At 43.6% G+C, this 24,967-nt stretch carries 16 protein-coding genes; 2 read left to right on the plus strand and 14 right to left on the minus strand.

Annotation, left to right across the window (positions count from 1 at the left end):
• The 12 genes from B5G00_RS04095 to B5G00_RS04150 all read right to left on the minus strand — a co-directional run bounded on the left by B5G00_RS04095 (window position 1) and on the right by B5G00_RS04150 (window position 16,961).
• Window positions 1-783 (minus strand): ABC transporter permease, encoded by a 783-nt coding sequence (locus B5G00_RS04095; RefSeq protein ID WP_087268909.1) that lies wholly within the window; start codon window positions 781-783, stop codon window positions 1-3.
• Complete coding sequence (locus B5G00_RS04100) at window positions 780-2,150, minus strand: hypothetical protein (protein WP_087268912.1); 1,371 nt, start codon at window positions 2,148-2,150, stop codon at window positions 780-782. Before B5G00_RS04100 ends, B5G00_RS04095 begins: the two co-directional genes overlap by 4 nt.
• The gene (locus tag B5G00_RS04105; protein WP_242971277.1) at window positions 2,134-2,994 is read right to left on the minus strand and encodes a glycosyltransferase; all 861 of its coding nucleotides are present in this window, start codon (window positions 2,992-2,994) and stop codon (window positions 2,134-2,136) included. Before B5G00_RS04105 ends, B5G00_RS04100 begins: the two co-directional genes overlap by 17 nt.
• Window positions 2,924-4,180 (minus strand): glycosyltransferase family 4 protein, encoded by a 1,257-nt coding sequence (locus B5G00_RS04110; protein WP_087268918.1) that lies wholly within the window; start codon window positions 4,178-4,180, stop codon window positions 2,924-2,926. Before B5G00_RS04110 ends, B5G00_RS04105 begins: the two co-directional genes overlap by 71 nt.
• 272 nt (window positions 4,181-4,452) lie before the next feature.
• Window positions 4,453-7,077, minus strand: a complete 2,625-nt coding sequence (ppdK, locus tag B5G00_RS04115) for a pyruvate, phosphate dikinase (RefSeq protein WP_087268922.1) — start codon at window positions 7,075-7,077, stop codon at window positions 4,453-4,455.
• Window positions 7,078-7,216: 139 nt separating this feature from the next.
• Entirely contained in the window at window positions 7,217-8,464 is a 1,248-nt protein-coding gene (locus B5G00_RS04120) for a 6-phosphofructokinase (protein ID WP_087268925.1), read from the minus strand.
• Window positions 8,465-8,625: 161 nt separating this feature from the next.
• A complete protein-coding gene (locus B5G00_RS04125; RefSeq protein WP_087268928.1) occupies window positions 8,626-9,909 on the minus strand; it encodes a CapA family protein in 1,284 nt (427 codons plus the stop codon).
• A 156-nt stretch (window positions 9,910-10,065) separates the two neighbouring features.
• On the minus strand, window positions 10,066-11,460 hold the full coding sequence (locus B5G00_RS04130) for a glycine--tRNA ligase (protein ID WP_087268931.1): 1,395 nt from the start codon (window positions 11,458-11,460) through the stop codon (window positions 10,066-10,068).
• Window positions 11,461-11,588: 128 nt separating this feature from the next.
• Window positions 11,589-12,332, minus strand: a complete 744-nt coding sequence (gene recO, locus B5G00_RS04135; protein WP_087268934.1) for a DNA repair protein RecO — start codon at window positions 12,330-12,332, stop codon at window positions 11,589-11,591.
• Complete coding sequence (gene era / locus B5G00_RS04140; protein ID WP_087268938.1) at window positions 12,332-13,237, minus strand: GTPase Era; 906 nt, start codon at window positions 13,235-13,237, stop codon at window positions 12,332-12,334. Before era ends, recO begins: the two co-directional genes overlap by 1 nt.
• A gap of 17 nt (window positions 13,238-13,254) precedes the next feature.
• A complete protein-coding gene (locus tag B5G00_RS04145; RefSeq protein ID WP_087268941.1) occupies window positions 13,255-16,173 on the minus strand; it encodes an insulinase family protein in 2,919 nt (972 codons plus the stop codon).
• Window positions 16,174-16,313: 140 nt separating this feature from the next.
• Window positions 16,314-16,961 carry a phosphoribosyltransferase gene (locus tag B5G00_RS04150; protein WP_087268944.1) on the minus strand — a complete coding sequence of 216 codons (648 nt, stop codon included), beginning with the start codon at window positions 16,959-16,961 and terminating at the stop codon, window positions 16,314-16,316.
• A 449-nt stretch (window positions 16,962-17,410) separates the two neighbouring features.
• On the opposite strand from B5G00_RS04150, the gene B5G00_RS04155 reads away from it, so the two are divergent.
• Entirely contained in the window at window positions 17,411-18,727 is a 1,317-nt protein-coding gene (locus B5G00_RS04155; protein ID WP_087268947.1) for a hemolysin family protein, read from the plus strand.
• A gap of 146 nt (window positions 18,728-18,873) precedes the next feature.
• Here B5G00_RS04155 and nifJ read toward each other — a convergent pair whose 3' ends face one another.
• Together nifJ and B5G00_RS04165 are read right to left on the minus strand one after the other, a co-directional pair.
• The gene (nifJ, locus tag B5G00_RS04160) at window positions 18,874-22,413 is read right to left on the minus strand and encodes a pyruvate:ferredoxin (flavodoxin) oxidoreductase (RefSeq protein WP_087268950.1); all 3,540 of its coding nucleotides are present in this window, start codon (window positions 22,411-22,413) and stop codon (window positions 18,874-18,876) included.
• A gap of 305 nt (window positions 22,414-22,718) precedes the next feature.
• Window positions 22,719-23,117 carry an RrF2 family transcriptional regulator gene (locus B5G00_RS04165; protein ID WP_087268953.1) on the minus strand — a complete coding sequence of 133 codons (399 nt, stop codon included), beginning with the start codon at window positions 23,115-23,117 and terminating at the stop codon, window positions 22,719-22,721.
• Window positions 23,118-23,333: 216 nt separating this feature from the next.
• On the opposite strand from B5G00_RS04165, the gene B5G00_RS04170 reads away from it, so the two are divergent.
• A complete protein-coding gene (locus tag B5G00_RS04170; RefSeq protein WP_087268956.1) occupies window positions 23,334-24,965 on the plus strand; it encodes an ABC-F family ATP-binding cassette domain-containing protein in 1,632 nt (543 codons plus the stop codon).
• The last annotated feature ends 2 nt before the right edge of the window (window positions 24,966-24,967 follow it).

Consider the following 24,967-nt stretch of genomic DNA (forward strand, 5'->3'; position numbering starts at 1 on the left):
TTATATCACCTGCATGATTTTATTTCTAAATTTCTTAAAGATCATATAGCCTACGATATACATACCGATTCCCCATAAAACCAACTGGGTTCCTTCAAGAAAATTTGGAAGCCGCTGATACATCATACAATCTCTTGCACAGGCAATAAAATTGTAGACCGGATTGTGTTCCACGATTGTTTTTAGCAAAGGGTCAATAGCGTCTACCGGATAAAAAATAGCCGAACAATACATCCAAAGTGTTACAATCACAGAGTACAAGTGTTTAATATCGCCAAAAAAAACATATGCTACGGACAGAATATAAGAAATCCCTAAAGCAAAAAACAGTAAAAAGATTACTACCACAGGCAAAAACAGCATAGTGACAGAAGGGCGTACCTGAAATACTACCAGCATCACCCCATAAGCAATCAGAGAATATCCCAAATTCACTAGTGCTGTCAGAACCCTGGAAATCGGAAAAATCAGCATGGGAAGTTTCACTTTGATCAAAAGCTGTTTATTATCTACCAGTGCTGTCATAGCTGTAGTTGTAGATAGTGTAAACATATTCCAGATGATAAAACCTGTCAAATAATAAATCGGATAGTTCTCAATACTTCTTTTGAAAATCGTGGAAAAAATCATGGACAGCACCGCCATAGACAGCAGCGGGTTCAACACACTCCACAAAATTCCCAATTTAGAACGGGCATATTTTCTTTTTGTTTCTCTTGTCACAAGTTCATGAATCACAAACAGATATTGTTTTCTTTGCTCTCTTCTTTCCGCCTTAGTCATTCTTTTTCCCTCATTTTCAAATAATAGTATTTCTTTCTTATATAAAGTAGGTACTTATACATTCGGTACATAAACCAATGATAGTTTTCTCTTTTCCCCAACCGGGCTATGCTCCCCTCCAGCCAGGCGCTCTCTTTAATATATCCCTTCCTGATACCCAGCATAGTCAGTGCTTTATTCCAGACATGGTTGCCCCTAATTTCCTGTTCCGTCATCTTTACCGCCACCTGCTGTCTGGAATTATCCAGAACGTCATCTGAAAATTCCAGGCTTCCAAATAATTCCGCCTCCGAAGCTGTAGGATACCCCATAAACAGCCGCAGCAGTTCTTTTACTATCTTCTTGTATCTGACCGTATCGATCTGGTATAGATCTGTTACGGCCCGTACCGCTTTTTTCGTATATTCTCTGATGTATTCACTAAGCCAGATCATAAATTCCTGTCTTTGTTCATCAATCTCTCCGTATCGAGGAAAAATCCTCCCCCTGAGTTTCTCATAACCGATGGTCATGCCATGGGGTGCGCTGAATATGCTCTCAAAAAGGCAGTTGCTGAAATAGACTTTTTCTTTCAGCCCTTTCTCCGGACTGAAATAGTAACAAAAATAGTCTTCTCTTTTTACTCCCCGGGGAAGTTCATAAAGTCCCCAGTAATAACCGGTAAGTTTTTCCTTTCTCCCCAGTCTTCCCAGGATGGTGTTCAATGTTTTCTGCATCGAACCTACCCATCCACTGTCCACCAACGCTGATTTCTTCGTTTCCAACAGCCCCTCCTGTTTTAAATATTCCTCTAAAAGCGGATAGGCCTCTACCGAGTGTTGATACATACAATCCATAAAATACTGACAATTCTTCAGAACTTCCCTTACCTGGGACAGCTCCGAATAGGGAATGATCCCCCTGTTTTTTTTTGGTGCAGGAAGCAATTCCAGCACCATTGCTTTTTCCTGACAAGTCAGGCCTGCCCGGTCCAGAATTTTATCCAGGGTCACATCTATCCCTCCTCTGCAGACATATTCCAACGCCTCTTCCATATCCAGATGAAAAAGGGGAATCCGCACCGAGTACCTGGAGCAGCTTAAATATCTGCATTCTATGGGCAGCTGCTGCTTTTCGCAGTATATCCTTGCACACTGATACATCAAGTATCCGTCCCTGGCCAGGAAATATAGCCTTTGAATCCCGTTTTTTCTGCTTTCCTGCAATACCCAGATAATAAAGCTGTTTATCGACGGTCCCAGTACATTTTCCACTGTTTTTTCCAGCATATTTCCCCCTCTGTTCTCAACCCCTCCGAATACCGTATCTCTCATTTCTACGATTTCTGTGTATTTTCTTTGTCTGACAGTTTCATGATCTTTGGACATATGCTTCCCTTTTCCCATATTTTCTCAAATATTTTATAGTCTTGTGGGGAATCAATCCGGTGACCACTGGTTTGACTACATAGGGCAGTGTACGGATACTTAAAATTCCTAACTTTTTAAAGCCCTGATACCGAATCTTCATCTCCCTGATACGGTAACAGTATTTCCTTTTTTTATAAGCATTATCATCTTCCCGGTACTGAAAAAGAGGCTCCTGGAGATTATAACCCCGATAGCCATTTTCGTATAACCGCATAAATAATTCATAATCTTCGCAACGCATTGTATCAGAAGCCACTTTATATCCTTTTAATCTGTCCAGGATTTTTTTTCGGAACACAACGCTGGGATGTATGTACGGGGAGTAAGGAAGATAGTCCTCTTTTCCGGGGATTTCCTGCATATTTCCCTTTCCCCAGACGCCCTTTTCATCGATCAGGTCGGAATTAGACCCCGCCCACTGATACTCTCTGTGGGTCTCCAGAAAATCATAGATTTTTTCCAGGCGCTCCGGCTTTGAAATATCATCATCATCCATTCTGGCAATGTACTGACCTTTTGCCTGCTTGATACACTGATTTAAAGCATAAGCAAGCCCATGATTCTTTTCGCAGCGGATCAAACGTATCCTGGGGTCAAGCTCTGCTGCTTTCCGGATCACCGGTATGTATTCTTTATCAGATCCATCATCATAGATCAACATTTCCCAGTCCTGAAAGGTCTGCCCAATGATGGATTGCACAGCCTGCAGGAGATATTCCGGTTGTTTCGGATTATAAACTCCCATAATAACAGTGATCTTTATTTCCCTTTTCGTATGTCTTGTATAATCTTGTTTTTTCATATACGCCTTCACACTCCAACTGTTTATCCAGGTCTCTGTATATCTTTTCCATAATTTCTCCGGTATGCGATTTTTCAAATTTTTCTACCGAATCTCTGCTGAAAGTTTTCATCTTCTGTTTTGCTTCCGGGGTCAGATTTTTCATTTTTTCTATGGCCAGGGCAAAGTCGTCTGCGCTGTCCCATCTGCATATGTAACCGTTTTGCCCATGTACCATATACTCTCTGGTACCTCTGTTATCCGCGGCGATAACCGGAACCCCCATAGCCAAGGATTCCAGGCCTGCCATCCCCAGTCCTTCCCTCCGGGAAGGAAATACGGAAGCGTCTGCACATCCCAGGATTTTCCATACTTCTGTGCAATATCCGTACATCATTACATTTTTTTCAAGTCCCCACTCCCGGATTTCTTTTTGTATCCTTTCAAAATAAAAACCTTCCCCACAGATTCCGTATTTCATATGAGAAATATCTTTGTTTTCTTTTTTCATCTGCAGCAGTGTCTTTAGGACAATTTCCTGATTCTTATTTTCATTCAGTTCACCTACAGAAACAAAGAAGAAATCCTTTTCGTCTATCCCCAGTTTCCTTCTCTGTTCTATGCAGGTCTTTTCCTCCATCGGGCAAAACTGTTCCATATCCAGCCCCACCCCGGGGATTTTATAGCATTTTCCACCCTTTTTCAGCCGGAACCGTCGGGCATTTCTATAATCTTCTTCATTAATCACAATTAAAGTATCTGTATAAGGAGCCAGCAGTTTTTCTACCCCAAAATAAATAGAGTTATTTATCAACGGGGCTCCTTTATAAAAATGAAACCCGTGCGCTGTATAAATAACTCTGAGCTTGTCCCCTCTGAAGTACCGTCCAATAAGTCTGCCCAGAACGCCGCCCATAGGAGTATGGCAATGAATTGCCTGTATTTTATATTTCTTTACAATCTCCACTAATTGACAGAATGCTTTCCGGTTGTTCTTCAGCATGTAGGGTGATCTTGCAATGTCAATATGGTGGACCTGGATATCAGTATTTTTGATAACAGAATCTTCAAAAAAATAGTGCTGGTCATAAGTGTTCCCGGCGTAATGTACGGTATATCCCAGCCTTTGAAGGATTTTCACATTTTCCAGTTCAAACTTATATACAAAACCGCCTGTTGTTGCTAAGATCAAAATATTCTTTTCCATAAAACTAAATTTGCCCCCCCCCCCCGAACATATATTCGGGAGAGGGCTCCTTATTACAACTTTAATATTTTGTTCATACTCTTTTTATATAATACACCCCTTTTCCACATTTTTCATCTGTTTTTTTCACGATTATATATTTTTTACATTTTGCCTTTTTTTTCAAAAATCTTTTACGTTTTTTAGATAATATGACAACTCAAAAATGCCCTATCTCCAACATGTGCCAGAGATAGGGCAGATTTTATTTCGGGACAATATTCAATAAATAATTATTTGTTGTTCAGTGCTGCCTGTGCGGCTGCCAGTCTTGCGATTGGCACACGGAATGGTGAGCAGGAAACATAATTCAGACCTACTTTGTGGCAGAACTCTACGGAAGAAGGATCTCCGCCGTGCTCTCCACAGATACCCATCTTCAGAGTTGGGTTTGTAGAACGTCCTTTTTCTGCTGCCATCTTAACCAGCTGGCCAACACCCTTCTGATCCAGTTTTGCAAATGGGTCAGACTCGTAAATCTTGTTCTCATAGTAAGAACCTAAGAATTTACCAGCGTCGTCACGGGAGAAACCGAAGGTCATCTGTGTTAAGTCGTTTGTACCGAAGGAGAAGAATTCTGCTTCTTCAGCAATTTCATCTGCTGTCAGAGCTGCACGAGGAATCTCGATCATAGTACCAACATGATAGTTGATGTACTCGCCTTTTTCCTTCATAACTTCTTCTGCTGTAGCAACTACAACATCTTTTACATATTTCAGCTCTTTCTTCTCGCCTACTAATGGGATCATGATCTCAGGAACGATGTCATAGCCCATTTCATCTTTTACTTCGATAGCAGCTTCGATGACAGCTCTTGTCTGCATCTTAGCGATTTCTGGATATGTTACGGCCAGACGGCATCCACGATGTCCCATCATTGGGTTGAACTCATGGAGTTCGTCGCAGCGAGCCTGTACTTCTTCTGCTGTAAGACCCATATCTTTTGCCAGAGCTGCAATATCATCAGGATCTGTAGGAACGAACTCATGCAGAGGCGGATCCAGATAACGAACGGTCATTGGACGACCCTTCAGAGCTTTGTACATAGCTTTGAAGTCTTCTTTCTGGAATGGGATCAGCTCGTTAAGAGCTTCTTCTCTCTGCTCTACTGTATCAGAAAGGATCATTTTACGGATCTTCGGAATACGGTCTTCGTTGAAGAACATATGCTCTGTACGGCAAAGTCCGATACCTTCAGCGCCTAATTTAACAGCGTTCTCTGTGTCAGCAGGTGTATCGGCATTTGTACGAACCTGTAATTTACGGAACTGGTCAGCCCATCTCATGATACGGCCAAAGTTTCCGCCTACAGAAGCTTCTACAGTCTTGATATCGCCTTTGTAGATCTTACCTGTTGTACCATCTAAGGAAATGTAATCTCCTTCATGGAAAGTATATCCGCCTAATGTAAACCATTTCTCTTCTTCGTTGATCTTGATCTCGCCGCATCCGGATACACAGCAGGTTCCCATACCACGGGCAACAACAGCTGCGTGAGATGTCATACCGCCGCGGACTGTCAGGATACCTTCGGAAGCATGCATACCTTCGATATCTTCCGGAGATGTCTCAAGACGAACCAGAACAACTCTTTCTCCTGCTTCGTGAGCAGCTTTTGCTTCTTCAGCTGTAAAGTAAACTTTACCTGCAGCAGCACCTGGAGATGCTGGAAGAGCAGAACCGATCACTTCTCCTGCTTTCAGAGACTCAGCGTCAAAGGTTGGATGCAGTAACTGATCCAGAGATTTTGCTTCGATACGGCAAACAGCTTCTTCCGGTGTGATCATACCTTCGTCTACCAGGTCGCAGGCGATCTGGATAGCAGCCGGAGCTGTTCTCTTTCCGTTACGTGTCTGTAAGAAGTATAATTTACCTTCCTGGATGGTGAACTCCATATCCTGCATATCACGGTAGTGGTTCTCCAGCTTCATAGCCAGTTCCATGAACTGTTTGTAGCATTTTGGAAGGTCTTCAGCTAATTTGCTGATTGGCTGAGGTGTACGAACACCGGCAACTACGTCTTCACCCTGAGCGTTGATCAGGTATTCACCGTAGATACCTTTTTCACCGGTAGATGGGTTACGTGTAAATGCAACACCTGTACCTGATGTTTCGCCCATGTTACCGAATACCATAGCCTGTACGTTTACAGCGGTACCCCAGTCGCCTGGAATATCGTTCATACGACGGTATACGATAGCACGTGGGTTGTCCCAGGAACGGAATACAGCTTTTACTGCTCCCATTAACTGCTCCTTAGGATCCTGTGGGAATTCTTCACCGTTCATCTCTTCAGAGTAAACAGCTTTGAATCTCTTAACTAACTCTTTTAAATCATCTACAGTTAATTCTGTATCGTAGTGAACGCCCTTAGCTTCTTTTACTTCGTCGATGATCTTCTCGAAGAAAGATTTAGGAACTTCCATTACTACGTCAGAGTACATCTGGATAAAACGTCTGTAAGAATCATATGCGAATCTTGGATTGCCTGTCTTTTTAGCAAAGCCTTCAACTGCCACATCGTTCAGACCCAGGTTCAGGATAGTATCCATCATACCAGGCATGGAAGCTCTTGCTCCGGAACGAACAGAAACCAGCAACGGATCCTCTGTGTCACCGAATTTTTTGCCCTGGATTTTTTCCAGCTCTGCTAATGCATCGAAAATCTGTCCCTGAATCTCTTCAGAAATCTTCTTGCCGTTATTGTAGTAGTCTGTGCAAGCTTCTGTTGTTACTGTGAATCCCTGAGGAATGGGCATGCCTAAGTTGGTCATTTCTGCCAGGTTGGCTCCCTTTCCACCCAGGAGTTCTCTCATGTTGGCGTTTCCTTCACTAAATAAGTAAACCCATTTTGCCATTTGAACATTCCTCCTAAAAGTAGATACTAGAAAATATACTGTTCATAATATATTTTCCCCGGTGCAGGCAGAGTTTGCCTGCACAGTATTATTTTAACATAAGACCTCTGATAGTCAAGCAAGTTTTTTGAAGTTTTCCTTATTTTCTCTTCATTTTCAGCACCAAATGTCTTGGCAGGCCGTTAACCATGATAGGTGGGTAATCTCCCTGGATCAGAGGCTTGATATAATCCACAAAATCTTTTGTCACATTGTTAGCTTCTTTGTTCATCCAGGAACGGGGAACCAGCTTTTCCTCATTGGCAATTCTGTGCACGTCATAGATGCCTGTAGCACTCATATAAGGATCATCAGAAATACGGTCAATAACCACCATTTTTCCTGTGTCTCCTTCATCAGCAGCCTTTACCGCTGCCCCTCCTACCATGAATGCCTCGTCAATGTCCACTCTGGAAGCCATATGAGAGGCACTGCGCTGAAGAGTAGAAAGTTCTACGGCTCTTGTTTTGCAGCCGCACTCTGCTGCCAGGAAATTTGCCAGATAGGTGGCAGTTCCCTGAAGCTGTTTATGGCCAAAGGCATCTACATAGTCTCCCACATTGCCCAGTTCACACACGTATCTTCCGTCTGCCAGTTTGATTCCTTCGGAAACTGCGATGACAATAGAGGACTTTTTGTTCAGCAGTTCTTTCACTTTCTTCAGGAATTTATCGATATCAAAAGGAACTTCCGGCAGGTAGATCAGATCCGGTCCGTCACAGTCCTCTGATTTTGCCAGAGCTGTTGCTCCTGTAAGCCATCCTGCATTTCTTCCCATGACCTCCATAATGGTGATCATATTCTTTTTATAGGTCAGGCCCTGAGCGTCACGGATAACTTCCTTAGTAGATGCTCCGATATATTTTGCAGCGCTTCCAAATCCCGGGGTATGGTCTGTAAGAGCCAGGTCATTATCTATGGTCTTTGGCACTCCCAGGAATTTCTGGGGCTGTCCGGTGAGGATCGCATAATCTGACAGCTTTTTAATCGTATCCATAGAATCATTGCCGCCGATATAAATAAAGGTGTCAATGTCCAGTTTATTTAAAATTCCAAAGATTTTCTCATAAATATCCTTATCTGCATGGATTTCCGGCAGTTTAAAACGGCAGGAGCCCAGGAATGCAGAGGGAGTCCTTTTCAAAAGCTCGATATCCAATTCTGAATGAATCTGGGTGGAAAGGTCTACATACTGCTCATCTAAAAGCCCCTGGATCCCATGAAGCATACCGTATACTTTATCAAATCCACGCTCTATGGCGTTTTTATATACTCCTGCAAGGCTTGAATTGATTACGGCGGTTGGTCCGCCGGACTGTCCTACGATAATATTTCTCTTTTTTGCCATGATGTCTTCTCCTCCTTTTGACTCAGCATACCGCTGGCTGCGGTCTTATGGTGAATATTATAACAAATAAAATCCATGCCAGCAATAGCGACATGGATTTTTTGCATATAGTTTCTTTTAAATTTTACATTTGTTTGTGCATTTTATACAATTAAGAAAATTCAGATATCTTCATGGTTTCCTTTTGCTTTTGTCTCCTCAAAAAGCTGCTGATAATATTCCAGTGAAAACTCTTCTGGATTTTCCTCATAGACAAAATGCTGCTGTATAAGTTCCTGAGGATAATCTTCCAGTTTGTAAATAGCTGCCTGAGGAATCTCCTTATTATAATACATGAGTAAAGGTATAAATTCATGTTCAGGTATTTCAATCTCTCCAGTCTCAATGTTTTTTCTCACGGTAATCTTTGCCATGGCTCCCATAAGGCTGGGAAGATCTGTCTGCGTGGAAGTGAAATTCCCCAGAGAATAATACACCAGCATTTTATGTCCGTCCTCTCCCGTAAGAGTTTCCATAGTCCGGACCACATGGGGATGAGATCCGATCACAATGTCCACACCCTCTTCCAGGAAAATATCAGTCCATTCCTGGGTCTCCTGGTCTACATCCTGCTCATATTCGTTTCCCACATGCATGACTACAATTACCACGTCTGCCAGCTCTTTTGCCTGACGGATGTCTTCTCTCGCCTGCTCCTCATCAAAAACGTCCACCATATATTCCTGATCTGAGGGGAGTTCCAGGCCATTCAGGCTATATGTATAATCCAGCATGGCAAGCTTCAGGTCTTTACAAGAAATAATCGGGATTTCTTCTGCTGCCTCCTCACTGTCATAAAGCCCCAGCACAGGAATATCCGGATGGTTTTCCTCCCACCAGTTCAGAGTATATTCTATAGAATCCGTGCCTTTATCCAAAGCATGGTTGGTAGCACTGGCGATCACATCAAACCCTGTATTTACCAGGGCATCTCCAAACTCCGGCGGGGTGCCGAAGGAAGGATAGCCGGAAACATCCTCACGATCCTCCACAAAAATCGTTTCCTGGGTTACCAGAGCCAGGTCTGCCGCCTCTACATCTTCTTTTACATACTGATAAACAGAATCATAATTCCATGGGCCGTCTTCACTCATTCCCACCTCACGTATGGTCTGGTGGGCAATATTATCCCCTACTGCTAGCAGTTCTATCGTATTTTCGTCCTGTTCTTTTTCAAGGGCCAGTCTTTCCTGTTCTGCTTTTTCTTTTGCAGCCTCCGCCTTTGCCCTCTTTGAAATGTTTATTCCCACAGTAATGCTGATGATCAGGACCACCACCAGAGCCGCCAGAACGCCTGCACCCATCACCATCTGTTTTCTCAGCTCTTGTTCCCTCTCCAGCCTCCGCTGCTCCCGTCTCTTCTCTTTTTCCCGGTCTCTCTTTAAGAGCTCTTCTCTTTCGTCCATTTCCATTCTCCTCATAAAAAGAACCAGAGCTTCACACGCTCTGGTTCTGCTGTCTTTTTCTGTTCTGTCAGCCTGTGGCTCTGGCAGCTGATCTGCCCTTCCAGGCTCTGCTGCCGGAGTCAGATATTCCCCTGGGCCTTATATCTGCCCCTGGAATTAAAAATCAAATTTCTCTTCGAAATAAGCTTTCAGATCTTCAATCTTTACTCTTTCCTGTTCCATAGTATCACGGTCTCTTACTGTAACTGCCCCGTCATTTTCAGAGTCAAAGTCATAGGTGATGCAGAAAGGAGTACCGATTTCGTCCTGGCGGCGATAACGTTTTCCAATGTTTCCTCTGTCATCATACTCGCAGTTATATTTCTTGGAAAGCTGCTGATAAACTTTCTGAGCACCTTCAGCCAGCTTTTTAGAAAGAGGAAGCACACCGATTTTCACTGGCGCCAGAGCCGGGTGGAAATGAAGAACTGTCCGGACGTCATTTTTCTCAGCATCCAGAACCTCTTCATCATAAGCGCTGCAAAGGAAAGCCAGAACCATACGGTCAGCTCCCAGTGAAGGCTCGATTACATAAGGAACATATTTTTCTTTTGTCTCATCATCAAAGTAAGTCAGGTCCTGTCCGGATACTTCCTGGTGACGGGACAGGTCATAGTCAGTCCTGTCAGCGATTCCCCACAGCTCGCCCCAGCCAAAGGGGAAGAGGAATTCTACGTCAGTGGTGGCCTTGCTGTAAAAACTCAGCTCCTCTTTATCATGGTCACGATAGCGGACTTCTTCTTTCTTCAATCCCAGGCTGTATAACCAGTCCAGACAGAACTGTTTCCAGTAGGCAAACCACTCCAGGTCTGTGTCCGGTTTACAGAAGAACTCCAGTTCCATCTGTTCGAATTCACGGGTACGGAAAGTAAAGTTTCCGGGAGTGATCTCATTTCTGAAAGATTTTCCGATCTGGGCAATACCAAATGGAAGTTTCTTTCTGGAAGTTCTCTGCACATTTTTAAAGTTTACGAAAATTCCCTGAGCAGTCTCAGGTCTTAAATATACAGTATTTTTCGCATCTTCTGTAACGCCCTGGAAAGTTTTGAACATCAGGTTAAACTGGCGGATATCTGTAAAGTTATGCTTTCCGCAGCTTGGGCAGGGGATATTGTGCTCTTCAATAAAGTTCTTCATTTCTTCCTGGCTCCAGGCGTCTACACTGCCTTCCAGCTTGATGTGGTTTTCTGCACAGTAATCTTCAATGATCTTGTCTGCACGGAATCTTTCATGACATTCTCTACAGTCCATAAGAGGATCAGAAAATCCTCCCAGATGACCAGATGCTACCCAGGTCTGAGGATTCATGAGGATGGCACAGTCAACCCCTACATTATAAGGGCTTTCCATAACAAACTTCTGCCACCAGGCCTTCTTTACATTATTCTTTAATTCCACACCCAGGTTTCCATAATCCCATGTATTTGCCAGGCCGCCGTAAATTTCAGAACCTGGATACACAAAACCTCTGGATTTTGCCAGGGCTACGATTTTTTCCATTGTCTTTTCCATTGTATGATCTCCTCTGTTACAATATTTCCTCAGAAACTCCGTGGGATTCCTGGGATTGTCTCACCGATAAGCCATATTATAACTGCTGCAAACATTCTTTTCAACTACTAAAAGGCTGTTTTTCCCTGTTAATCCATGATTTTCAGGATTTCCAGGCTCTTAAATTCCCGGTCTATGTACCTTTTCATATAAGCCCGCATCACCCTTCCCACTTCCTCCCGGACTTCTCTGGTCACAGTAAAGGAGTAAAGCTTCTCCAGCTTTGCGGCAATAATAAACTGAAGGGTATACAGAGCAGCGGGACTTACATGGATCAGGCCTTTCTGCACATTTCCACAGGAAGAGCAGTAGACGCAGGATTCTTCCACAGAAAACCATTCTATGTTTTCAGTTGTGCCGCAGCCTGCACAGGTAAATACCGAAGGATATTCTCCATTAATAGTCATGAGCTTCAGCTCAAAAATATACCGGATCAGCACATTGTCCACCTGTCCTTTGATCAGTGCCTTTAAGGTCACATACAGCAGGTTCAGCATTTCCTTTCCATCTGCATTTTCCCTTGCATAATAGTCTGCCAGCTCCAGAAAGTAAAATCCATAATACACTCCCGGCTGGATTCCTGCCAGTTCAGAAAAATAATGGATAACTGAGGCAGAGCGCATCTGATAGGCAGTCCTTCCCTCATATAAAAAGAAAGAGCCAAAAACAAAAGGATTGGCCGCTGCCAGAAGAGAACTGTTCTGCCGTCTGGCGCCTTTTGCAAAAGCTGTGATCTTCCCTCTCTCTCTGGTAAGGAGCACAAGCCTTTTGTCATAATCTCCCACCGGCGTGGCAGACAACACCATGCCAGTGACTGTTATCAAATCGCTCATCAGATTTCCTTCTTGTCATATCCGAAGTTTTTTATAAGAAAATCACTGTCTCTCCAGTCTTTCTTCACTTTTACCCAAAGCTTCAGATTTACCTTTGTTTCCAACATATTTTCAATTTCTGTTCTGGCCTGACTGCCGATCTTCTTCAGCATAGCGCCCTGTTTGCCTATGATAATTCCTTTGTGGGAATCTCTTTCACAGATAATGGTGGCGTCAATATCTACCATATCCCCCTGGGGACGTTCTTTCATTCTCTCGATAGTTACTGCAATACCGTGGGGGATTTCCTCTTCCAGGCAGCGAAGAGCTTTCTCCCGTATCATTTCTGCCACGATCTGTCTCTGGGGCTGGTCGGTTACCGTATCCTCGTCATAAAACTGAGGGCCGTAAGGAAGATATTTAAATATACACTCTAAAAGGGTATCCAGATTTACGGAACGCAGGGCAGACACCGGCACGATCTCCGCAAAGTCATAAAGCTTTCTGTAGGCCTCTATAAACCCTGCCACCTGTTTTTTCTCCACTTTGTCCACTTTATTCATGACCAGGATCACCGGCAGCTTTGTTTTCTGAAGCTGCTGGGCAATATGCTTCTCTCCTGCTCCGATATAATCAGAGGCTTCCACCAGCCAGAGGATCACATCCGCATCCTGGAAGGTCCTCTGGGCCACATTTACCATATATTCTCCCAGCTTATTCTTTGCCTTGTGTATTCCAGGGGTATCCAGAAACACAATCTGTCCTCTTTCACTGGTATATACCGTCTGGATCCTGTTTCTGGTGGTCTGAGGCTTTCGAGATGTTATGGCAATCTTCTGCCCGATCAGATGGTTCATCAGCGTGGATTTTCCTACATTAGGCCTGCCGATAATAGCCGCAAATCCTGATTTAAAATCTTCCTTCATATATTCTCCTCTTTTCTCTACAGCAGATGTTTGATTTCCTTAAATACTTCTTTATCCTGCTGGAGTTTCTCTTCACTTCCGATCACGCAGATCCTGTTCTGGCCTACAATAGTGTCTACGATTCCCGCCAGATTCCGGATATCCTCAGGCTGAGCGTCTAAGATTTCCTGTCGTTCTTTTTCCATATCCTCTCTGGTGATCCCTGAAAACCAGGCATTCAAAGACATAGAACCTTTGGCTGAAGGAGTCAGGGGCGCGTCTATCTCACTGATGGTTCCGATAATATATTTTGTCATCTCCCGTTCGTCTGCGTCAAAGGAACGGATAAAGTCTCCTGTCTTTTGGAACACCTCCAGGGTATTCTTCAGGTGAGGATCCCGGTAAGATACCAGAAATCCGTCTCCGGTCCTCCGGAATCCGCTCATACAGCCGTAAGCTCCTCCTTTTACCCGGATATTGGTCCACAGATACTCATAGCTGAGCATTACTTTTAAAATCCGGAGAGCTCCCGTATACTCATATCCTCCTTCGGCAAAGTTTCCTGCCACGGCCACATACTGAACCTGTCCTGAGGTCTGGAAGCCTTCGTTTTTATTTTCAAACACTGGAGTTAGCCGGGCATCTTCCAGTTCTCCTTTCCAGAGAACTTCCTTCAGCCCTTCCACTTCTTTTTCCAGATAGCCGTATCCTTCCTGGTCCGCTGTATAGCTGACAACAAGATTTTCTCTGCGGAATACCAGCTCCATAAGTTCTTTCAGATTGTCTATGATCTCTGCTTTCCGCTCCTGGAAGTTTTTCTCCAGTTTATCAATAAGATTATAAAAATCAATTCCTGCAATCTTTTCCTGGAAATAAGAATTTTCAGAGAAATAAGACAGAGCTCGGTTAACTGCCGTAGAATGGCCTGCAGAAACCATACTCATCTGCATTCTGGATTTCATCTTGGCGATGATCTCATACAGCCGCTTTTCATCATCCAGTTTTGAAGTGCAGAGAATTTCCCTTGTCATCCGGAAGACAAAAGGCAGGTCTTTATACAGGGCCTTAGCCTTTATCCCCATCATGTGGGTAGTGATCCGGTTGTCTTTGGCATTGCCAAACACCTGAATGCCAAAGAAAATCCCGCCAGTCTTAGCATTAATCTCATTAAACAGCTCTCCGTAGGTATAGTTCTCTGTACCTACATAGCCCAGCACAGACTTCAGGATTCCCAGATAAGGAACCAGTCTGGAAGGTACTTTCTTAGTATCGAACAGCAGGTTCAGATAGCCGATGCCATTTGTATACAGATCATGATGAAGGATCAGTGTTTCTCCGGAATGCTTTTCTGTATTATAAATCTTGCCGCTGGTTCTTCCAATATCTTCCCGCTTCAGAAGAGGAATGGTCTTAAGGGCCTCTTCTGTTTCCGGAGCATCCTGGTACTCTTTTAAATGAGCCGTATCTTTTACCAGTTTTTCCAGTTCCTCCTGGGAAAGAGATGCCTTGTAGTCTGCCAGCTTTTTCTCCAGCTCTCCCTCTCTCTGGGCAGCCAGTCCTCTCTTTGGATTTACCACTACCACAGAAGCATGGGTATTGTCCAGAAGAAATTCCTGAATTAATTTTTCAAAATATCCAGTCTCAGCCTTTTCCTTTAATTTTTCATAAATACCCAGACGTTTTAAATGGTCAAAGGGCTTACTGTCATCATAAAGCCAGCTGTCAAATACATCAATTCCATACATCAGTCCTTTAGGGAAGGAAGAATAGTCTGCTTCCCGGAACCGAAACTCCATATAATTGATACCGGCAGCCACGGCCTTCTGATCGATTCCTTCTTTCACAATCTTTTCCAGCGTCTCACGGATCAGGGAAATAAATTTCTCCTTATCCTCTGGTCTGGCATTTTTGGCCACAACGGAAAAGAACGGCTGATAAATCCCATCCTCATAAGAGCCCAGGATATCTTTACCGATGCCTTCATCCAGAAGCACCTGCTTCAGGGGGGCTCCCGGAGCGCTTAAAAGCACATAGTCCAGCACCTCAAAGGCAGTGCATCTCTCTACGTCCAGGCTGTCTCCGACCACCAGATTATAAGACAGATAGGAGTTTTCTTCCACAGGCTCACTTTCTGATATAGGGTACTCCATCTCGATTTCTTTTACCTTGTCAAAGGACTTCTGTCTGGGTATGGCGGAGTCTACCGGTATAGCATCATATTTTGAAAGATATTCCTTGTCCATCCAGTTCAGCCTTTCTTCCATATCCATATCTCCATAGAGATAGATATAGCTGTTGGCCGGATGGTAATACCGGCTGTGGAAGGAAAGGAACTGGGAATATTTCAAATCCGGAATATACTGAGGATCTCCCCCTGATTCTACGCCGTAGGGGGTATCCGGGAACAGAGAATTGAAAATTTCCCTGTCCAGCACATCTTCCGGAGAAGAAAAAGCCCCTTTCATTTCATTGTATACTACGCCGTTTATAGTAACAGGACTGTCCATGTCCTTCATTTCATAGTGCCAGCCTTCCTGGCGGAAAATCTCTTCCCTCTTGTAAATATTCGGGAAAAATACCGCATCCAGATATACATGCATTAAATTTTTAAAATCCTGGTCATTACAGCTTGCAACAGGATACATAGTCTTATCCGGATAAGTCATTGCGTTTAAAAAGGTATTCAGAGAGCCTTTCACCAGCTCTACAAAAGGATCCTTCAAAGGGAAATGTTCTGAGCCGCATAATACGCTGTGTTCCAGAATATGAGCCACTCCTGTGCTGTCCGCCGGAGGAGTCCGGAAGGCAATATTAAAGACTTTGTTGTTATCATCATTTTCCAGCACCATGACTCTGGCCCCGCTTTTTTTATGCTTCAGCAGATATCCCTGAGAATGAATATCGGGGATTTCCTGCTGCATTATCAGCTGGTATCCAGGTACTGCTTCCAATTTCATAATCATTCCTCCTGATGTATTTTATATCCGGCCCCTCTCTCAGGGCCTCTTTTTATACAATAATAGCCCGGACAGACAAATCTGTCCAGGCTATTAATATAGCACATTTTCCCTTAAGATGATAGGGGCATTTCAAATGTTTAGAGTTTTGAATACCCGTATCCATTAACGATGGCGTCGATTTTTTCTTTCTTTTTGCACATAGGGCACTGCTCAGCAGGATAAGACTCATAGTTTGGTATGTCCTGCTTATAAAATACAGAATTGATGTCCAGACCTGCTACTTTGGTCACTGCGCTGAATATTGCAGAAACCCCCTGAATAACGCCGCCATAGTATAATACGCTTTCCATACACTGACGGAGAGTGGCACCCGTGGTGATAGAACCCATAAGAATTACCACATTCCGGTTCCGTACCATGTGCTGGATATTGTCACGGAAGATCATCTGGCCATTGGAATTAAACTCCGGAGTTACAATATAGATAGTCTTATGGGCATTCATGGATAATACCCCTGCTTTTGCCAGTTCCTCTGCCAGAAAGGCTCCGATCACTTCCAGACCGTCCATGCAGATAATAGAATCTACCGGCGTTGTGGTTTCATATCTGCTGGAAAGAAGTTTTGCAATCCTGGCAGCCTCTGCACATCTCGTCTTCATAGTTGTCATATCCAGATAGTGACTGATATGAGACTGGGAAGTAACAAAGTGCCCCGGAATAATCTTTAACTGAATCCTTTCATCTCCTTTTGCATAGACTTTAAACATCCTTGCTTCTAATTCCATAACCATGCCTCCTCTCGAGATTTTCTGTTAATCTCTTTATTCCTGCGAGCAACGAGCCAAGGGGGCATGCTTGCATGTCCATTTGGCGACTGCCGCAAGGGTCTTTAGACTCACGAACAATTTTCTGATAATTATTATAGCACTCTTTTCCCATAAAAGAAAGAAAAACCTTGTACTTCTCCCTGCTGAAAAAGAGGTTTTTCTTGACAACTTCCGCCATATATGATAATTTTATTAGCAAATCAGAAAGGATGTGAATATTTACATGGACGGAGATCCTGACACTTGTAGTTGCAAATATCGAAATTCTGCCAATCCATGTTTATTATTATGAATACATAACGGGGCAGTTACACAGGGAGTAAACAGAAGGTTTTTCTGTTCTTTTTTGTGTGACCGTCCCTTTTTGCGTTTCTTAATAATATAACATTGGAGGAAAATAATAAATTATGATTGGCTCGATTATTCTATTAATTGTATTGATTTTTTTAAATGCTATTTTTGCCAGTGCGGAAATTGCTGTAATTTCCATGAACGATGCAAAACTGAAAAAGCTCACAGAAGAGGGAAACAAAAAGGCTATTAAACTGACAAAGCTGACCGAACAGCCTGCAAGATTTCTGGCTACCATACAGGTTGTAATTACCTTAGCCGGATTTCTGAACAGTGCTTTTGCTGCAGACTATTTTGCAGATCCTCTTGTAGATCTGTTTGCAGGTCTGGGCGTACCCATTCCCAGAAGTGTTTTAAGTTCGGTTTCGGTTATTATTATCACCGTGATCCTTTCCTATTTTAATCTGGTCTTCGGTGAGCTGGTTCCCAAACGTATTGCCATGAAAAAGACAGAATCCCTTTCCCTGGCACTGGCTGGTCCTTTATACACGATTTCCAAGATCTTCACTCCCCTGGTATTTCTTCTTACAGTATCTACCAACGGTGTGCTGAGGCTTCTCGGCATCGATCCAAATGAAAGTGAAGAACAGGTTACAGAAGAAGAAATCCGTATGATGCTTTCGGAAGGAAGCCAGCAGGGCACCATTGATCAGAGTGAAACGGAAATGATCCAGAATGTATTTGATTTTAACGATATATCTGTGGAGCAGATCTGTACTCATCGTATTGATGTAACTTCTCTGGATATCAACGATAGTCTGGAAACCTGGCAGGGAATTATTTTTGAAAGCCGGCACACATTCTATCCTGTATACAAGGAAAACACAGATAATATCGTAGGAATCCTGAATACGAAGGATTACTTCCGCATGGAAAACAAGTCGAAAGAGGAAATTGTAAAGAATGCTATTGATAAACCCTGGTTTGTACCAGAAAACATGAAAGCAAATGTTCTCTTCCAGAATATGAAAACTTCCAGAAAATACATTGCCGTATTGATTGATGAATACGGCGGTATGTCCGGTCTGATCACACTTCATGACCTGATCGAGGCTCTGGTAGGCGATCTGTATGAATTAGAGGACGCCGTACAGTCTCCGGATATCCTGCAGATCGGAGAAAACACCTGGGAGATCCAGGGTTCCGCAGATCTGGAAGACGTAGCCGAGGCTCTGGACATTGAGCTTCCTACGGAAGATTTCGATACTTATAATGGTTATGTCTGCGATGTAATCGGACGTGTTCCTGCAAACGGAGAGACCTTCTCCTGTGAAACGGAAGATCTCAGCATTCAGGTACATAGTGTGGTAAACCACCGTATCGGAGACAGCACTGTGATCAAAAAGATAAAACCAGAGGAAGAAGACGAATAAAGTCCATTATACTGCTGTGTCTTTCTTTTCGCGTATAGGAAACAGAGTTCTCTATGCACAAAGAAGGCGTCTGTCCCGGAAAACCGGTACAGACGCCTTCTCTTCTGTTTGGACACATTTATAATTCTATTATTCTATGATAAAGCTTACTCTTCTGTTTTGCTGTACAGAGTAACCAGCTTCTGGAGATATGCATATCTCTCTTTTGCTTCTTCCTCGTTCTTAGCAAACAGTCTTGCTGCCTTTTCAGGATTGGAGCGTTTCAGAGAATTGTAACGAACCTCTCCGTCAAGGAATGCCTGGTAATCATCAGCTGTTGGAGCTTTGGAATCCAGTGTGAACTTATTCTCAGCAGCAGGATTGAAGCGGAAGTTGTGCCAGTATCCGCACTTAACTGCCAGTTCTTCCTCAGTCTGAGCTTTGCTCATACCTTTCTTGATACCATGGTTGATACATGGAGCATAAGCGATGATCAGAGATGGTCCCGGATATGCTTCTGCTTCTGCAATTGCTTTAACAGTCTGGTTGAAGTCAGCACCCATAGCAATCTGTGCTACGTATACATAACCATAGCTCATAGCGATGGAAGCCATATCTTTCTTCTTAACCTCTTTACCGCCTGCAGCGAACTGTGCAACAGCACCTGTAGGTGTAGATTTAGAAGACTGTCCGCCTGTGTTGGAGTAAACTTCTGTATCGAATACCATTACGTTGATATCCTGTCCGGAAGCCAGTACATGGTCAACACCGCCGAAGCCGATGTCGTATGCCCAGCCGTCACCGCCGAATACCCACTGAGATTTCTTAGCCAGGAAGTCTTTGTTCTTAACAATGTCTTTGCATACGTCACAGTCAACACCTTCCAGTGCAGCTACTAATTTATCTGTAGCAGCTCCGTTAGTGATTCCGCTGTTGAATGTATCCAGCCACTCTTTGCATGCAGCTTTTACTCCTTCAGAAGCATTTTCATTAGCCATTACAGACTCAACTTTTTCCTTTAATCCGCCACGGATTGCTTTCTGAGCCAGCAGCATACCATAACCAAACTCAGCATTATCTTCGAACAGAGAGTTGGACCATGCAGGACCCTGTCCTTTTGCATTTACTGTGTATGGTGTGGATGGTGAAGAGTTACCCCAGATAGAGGAGCATCCTGTAGCATTTGCGATGTACATTCTGTCACCGAACAACTGTGTGATCAGTTTTGCGTAAGGTGTCTCACCACATCCTGCACAAGCTCCTGAGAACTCAAGGAGAGGCTGTTTGAACTGAGAACCTTTTACTGTATTCTCTTTGAATTTAGCGATAACGTCTTCTTTTTCAGGTAATGTTACGCCGTAGTCAAAGTATTTCTGTACCCCTGCATTTGCTTCCATGTTTTCCATAGTAAGGGCTTTTGCACCTTTCTTACCTGGGCAGACATTTGCACAGGAACCGCATCCTGTACAGTCGTAAGCAGATACAGTCATAGTGAATTTGTATTCTTTCATACCTGTCAGAGGCAGTGTCTGCATTCCTTCTGGAGCTGCAGCAGCTTCTTCTTCTGTCAGGGCTACTGGACGGATAACTGCATGTGGGCAGACATATGCACAGCGGTTACACTGGATACAGTTGTCTGGATTCCATACAGGGATATCCACAGCGATACCACGTTTTTCATATGCAGAAGATCCGGATGGAGTTGTACCGTCTACATAATCTTTGAAAGCAGATACTGGCAGAGAGTTTCCTTCCTGAGCATTTACTTTTGCCTGAATTGTATTAACGAATTCAACAACGTCCTCACGTCCGCTTTCAGCATGTGCCATTACAAGGCCTTCATCTGCACAGCTCTTCCAGCTTTCCGGAACCTGTACTTCAACAACCTGTTTTGCACCTGCATCGATGGCGTCATAGTTCATCTGAACGATAGCGTCACCTTTTCTTCCGTATGTTGCTTTTGCAGCAGCTTTCATTAATTCAATAGCATGCTCTTCCGGAATGATGTTAGCCAGTTTGAAGAATGCAGACTGAAGAACTGTATTGATACGTCCGCCAAGTCCGATCTCTTTACCGATCTTGATACCGTCGATCACATAGAACTTGATGTTGTGGTTAGCGATGAAGGATTTCACCTGTCCTGGCAGATGTTTTTCAAGGCCTTCCATATCCCATGGGCAGTTCAGCAGGAATGTACCGCCGTCAACCAGTTCCTGTACCATGTTGTATTTGTTGATATAGGAAGGATTGTGGCATGCTACAAAGTTTGCCTGTTTGATCAGGTATGTGGATTTGATCGGGCTCTTACCGAAACGCAGGTGAGACATTGTAACACCGCCGGATTTCTTAGAGTCGTAATCAAAATATGCCTGAGCGTACATATCTGTGTTGTCACCGATGATCTTGATGGAGTTCTTGTTTGCTCCAACAGTACCGTCAGCTCCTAATCCCCAGAACTTGCAGTTGATGGTTCCTTCCGGTGTAGTAACCAGAGGAGCGCCAACTTCCAGAGATAAGTTTGTAACGTCATCTACGATACCGATTGTAAATTTCTGTTTTGTTGTGTTTTCGTATACAGCAACGATCTGAGCAGGTGTTGTATCTTTGGAACCTAATCCGTAACGGCCTGTGAATACAGGTACATCATTGAATTTTGTTCCCTTCAGGGCTGCTACAACGTCTAAGTACAGAGGCTCGCCAAGAGAACCTGGCTCTTTTGTTCTGTCTAATACGGAAATCTGTTTTACAGAATCAGGAATCGCATTTACCAGTGCTTCAGCGCTGAATGGTCTGTACAGGCGAACAGTAACAAGACCAACCTTTTTGCCCTGAGCCATTAAGTAATCGATGGTTTCCTCGATTGTCTCACATGCAGAACCCATAGCGATGATCACATGCTCTGCGTCTTCTGCTCCGTAGTAGTTGAACAGTTTGTAGTTTGTTCCGATCTTAGCATTTACTTTGTCCATGTATTCCTGTACGATTGCCGGCAGAGCATCGTAGTATGGATTACATGCTTCTCTTGCCTGGAAGAAGATATCAGGGTTCTGAGCAGAACCTCTCTGGCATGGATGATTTGGATTTAATGCATGTTTACGGAATGCATCAACAGCATCCATATCTACTAAATCCTTTAAGTCTTCATAATCCCATGTCTCGATCTTCTGGATCTCGTGAGATGTACGGAATCCGTCGAAGAAGTTAATGAATGGAACTTTTCCTTTGATAGCTGCACAGTGTGCAACTGGTGTCAGGTCCATAACTTCCTGTACGGAAGATTCACACAGCATAGCGCAGCCTGTCTGACGACATGCATAAACATCGGAGTGATCACCGAAGATAGATAATGCATGGCTTGCCAGAGCACGAGCGGATACGTTAAATACGCCCGGAAGCTGCTCACCGGCGATTTTGTAAAGATTTGGGATCATCAGCAGAAGGCCCTGAGATGCAGTATATGTTGTAGTCAGGGCACCAGCTGCCAGAGAACCGTGAACTGCACCGGCTGCACCGGCTTCAGACTGCATTTCAGTAACCTGAACTTCCTGTCCGAAAATGTTCTTTCTTCCCTGTGTTGCCCATTCGTCTGTGGCTTCAGCCATTACAGATGACGGGGTAATTGGATAGATAGCTGCAACATCTGAATATGCGTAGGAAGCATGAGCTGCTGCATGATTACCATCCATGGTTTTCATCTTTCTAGCCATTTGATTTTTTCCTCCTTGAAAATTGTTTTGAACAATATTCCACTTCTAACCTGAAGTCTATGAGAATTATAGCACGATTTAACAGGCATGTCTATTTATAAAATCAGAGAAAATCCAATGTTTTTACAAAAAAACAAATACCGGCACCTGGGCTATGGACATTTTGCCGAGGTGCCGGTACCGGTATTTCTATAATAAAGAAGGTACCCTAAAAGCCATAAATGATTTTTAGGGTACCCTTTTTCTCTGCAATATCCATGACATCTGAATATTTCAAAAAGACGTTATCTGTTGTCATCCTGTATCTATTCCATTATTTCTGCTATGGTATGAGCCCGCAGTTCATTCACCAATGTGTTTTGTATCCTGCACAATTCGCTGTGTACTTTGCAGCCGCAGTCTGACTGATTATGAATGCAGGCCTTATCCGGGTTCATGCACTCGATCATATAAAAATCCGGCTCCACAGCCAGATATACGTCCAGAAGCGTAAGTTCTTCCAGAGACTTTTTCAGGGCATATCCTCCATTGCTGCCCCTGAAACTTTTCACAATATCTTTTTTCTCCAGTTTTTTCAATATTTTATAGACAAATGCCGGTGTCAGATCTTCCTTTTCACAGATCTGGTTCACACAGAGCTTTTCTCCACCTGCCAGAGCCCGGACGATCCGCACTGCATAGTCGCACTCTCTTGTAATTAACATGAATACTTTCCTTCCCTGTGGTTTTCATTCAAGACTTCCCGAACTGGCATCCGGGACTTTTGTAAAATATTATACCAATCTGTACCGTAATTATCAAGATATTTTTGTTCTAAGTTTCTGCAATAAAGGCTTGCAAAATCCCGTTTTTACGGTAAAATAGAAGAGATTACGCACTAACAATTCTTTAACAAGAGAAAAGTGAGGGAAATTAAAGAAATGATTGCAGCAAATAATGTTACATTACGTATTGGTAAGAAAGCACTGTTTGAGGATGTCAATATTAAATTTACAGAAGGAAACTGCTACGGCCTGATTGGAGCTAACGGAGCAGGAAAGTCTACTTTCCTGAAAATCCTCTCCGGGCAGCTAGAGACCACCAAAGGAGATATCTCCATCACTCCTGGTCAGCGTCTCTCATTCCTGCAGCAGGACCATTTTAAATATGACGCTTATCCGGTACTGGATACCGTGATCATGGGAAATCAGCGCCTCTATGATATCATGAAAGAAAAAGAGGCCATCTACGCCAAAGAAGACTTTACCGATGAAGATGGTATCCGTGCCAGCGAACTGGAAGGTGAATTTGCTGAGATGAACGGCTGGGAGGCAGAATCTGATGCAGCTATGCTTCTAAACGGGCTGGGCATCGAAACAGATCTTCACTATTCCCAGATGGCAGATTTAAACGGAAGCCAGAAGGTCAAAGTACTCCTTGCCCAGGCCCTTTTCGGAAATCCGGATATCCTGCTTTTGGACGAGCCTACCAACCACCTGGATCTGGACGCCATTGAATGGCTGGAAGAATTCCTCATCAATTTTGATAACACCGTGATCGTGGTATCCCATGACCGTTATTTCCTGAATAAGGTATGTACCCATATCGCAGATATTGACTATGGAAAAATCCAGCTTTATGCCGGAAACTATGATTTCTGGTATGAGTCCAGCCAGCTTCTGATCAAACAGATGAAGGAAGCCAACCGCAAAAAAGAGGAAAAGATCAAAGAACTCCAGGAATTTATCTCCCGGTTCTCTGCTAATGCTTCCAAGTCCAAGCAGGCTACTTCCAGAAAACGCGCTCTGGAAAAGATCCAGTTAGACGAGATCCGTCCTTCCAGCAGAAAATATCCTTACATCGATTTCCGCCCTAATCGTGAAATCGGAAATGAGGTACTGATGGTAGAGGGACTTTCCAAAACCATTGACGGCGTTAAGATTCTGGACAATATCTCCTTTACTCTCGGAAGAGAAGACAAAGTAGCTTTTGTAGGCGGCAATGAAAGAGCCAAAACTGTACTCTTCCAGATCCTCATGGGAGAAATGGAACCAGACGAAGGAACTTACAAATGGGGCGTTACCACATCCCAGTCTTACTTCCCCAAGGATAGCACCAAGGAATTTGACAATGATCTGACTATTGCAGACTGGCTTACAGGCTATTCTGAGATTAAAGACGCCACCTATGTCCGTGGATTCCTGGGACGTATGCTTTTCCCTGGAGAAGACGGTGTGAAAAAAGTACGGGTACTTTCAGGAGGAGAAAAGGTAAGATGTCTTCTCTCTAAGATGATGATCTCCGGTGCTAATGTGCTGATTTTTGATGAACCTACCAACCACCTGGATATGGAGTCTATCACAGCGCTGAACAACGGTATGATCAAATTCCCCGGCGTGATCCTTTTCGCTTCTCATGACCACCAGATTGTCCAGACTACTGCCAACCGTATCATGGAGATCCTGCCAACCGGCACTATGATCGACAAGATCACCACTTATGATGAATACCTGGCCAATGATGAAATGGCAAGGAAACGTACTGTATACACCATGACCCAGGAAGATAACTAAAT

Origin of the sequence: Blautia sp. An46, from assembly GCF_002161645.1 — a bacterium.
GTDB lineage: Bacteria > Bacillota > Clostridia > Lachnospirales > Lachnospiraceae > Blautia > Blautia ornithocaccae.

Bases quoted from the DNA above. Each gene is read 5' to 3' on its own strand.
- B5G00_RS04155 (WP_087268947.1), top strand. From the start codon at position 17,411: ATGATTGGCTCGATTATTCTATTAATTGTATTGATTTTTTTAAATGCT.
- nifJ (WP_087268950.1), bottom strand. From the start codon at position 22,413: ATGGCTAGAAAGATGAAAACCATGGATGGTAATCATGCAGCAGCTCAT.
- B5G00_RS04120 (WP_087268925.1), bottom strand. From the start codon at position 8,464: ATGGCAAAAAAGAGAAATATTATCGTAGGACAGTCCGGCGGACCAACC.
- era (WP_087268938.1), bottom strand. From the start codon at position 13,237: ATGAAGGAAGATTTTAAATCAGGATTTGCGGCTATTATCGGCAGGCCT.
- B5G00_RS04105 (WP_242971277.1), bottom strand. From the start codon at position 2,994: ATGAAAAAACAAGATTATACAAGACATACGAAAAGGGAAATAAAGATC.
- B5G00_RS04110 (WP_087268918.1), bottom strand. From the start codon at position 4,180: ATGGAAAAGAATATTTTGATCTTAGCAACAACAGGCGGTTTTGTATAT.
- B5G00_RS04170 (WP_087268956.1), top strand. From the start codon at position 23,334: ATGATTGCAGCAAATAATGTTACATTACGTATTGGTAAGAAAGCACTG.
- recO (WP_087268934.1), bottom strand. From the start codon at position 12,332: ATGAGCGATTTGATAACAGTCACTGGCATGGTGTTGTCTGCCACGCCG.
- B5G00_RS04145 (WP_087268941.1), bottom strand. From the start codon at position 16,173: ATGAAATTGGAAGCAGTACCTGGATACCAGCTGATAATGCAGCAGGAA.
- B5G00_RS04165 (WP_087268953.1), bottom strand. From the start codon at position 23,117: ATGTTAATTACAAGAGAGTGCGACTATGCAGTGCGGATCGTCCGGGCT.
- B5G00_RS04095 (WP_087268909.1), bottom strand. From the start codon at position 783: ATGACTAAGGCGGAAAGAAGAGAGCAAAGAAAACAATATCTGTTTGTG.
- B5G00_RS04100 (WP_087268912.1), bottom strand. From the start codon at position 2,150: ATGTCCAAAGATCATGAAACTGTCAGACAAAGAAAATACACAGAAATC.
- B5G00_RS04150 (WP_087268944.1), bottom strand. From the start codon at position 16,961: ATGGAATTAGAAGCAAGGATGTTTAAAGTCTATGCAAAAGGAGATGAA.
- B5G00_RS04130 (WP_087268931.1), bottom strand. From the start codon at position 11,460: ATGGAAAAGACAATGGAAAAAATCGTAGCCCTGGCAAAATCCAGAGGT.
- B5G00_RS04125 (WP_087268928.1), bottom strand. From the start codon at position 9,909: ATGGACGAAAGAGAAGAGCTCTTAAAGAGAGACCGGGAAAAAGAGAAG.
- ppdK (WP_087268922.1), bottom strand. From the start codon at position 7,077: ATGGCAAAATGGGTTTACTTATTTAGTGAAGGAAACGCCAACATGAGA.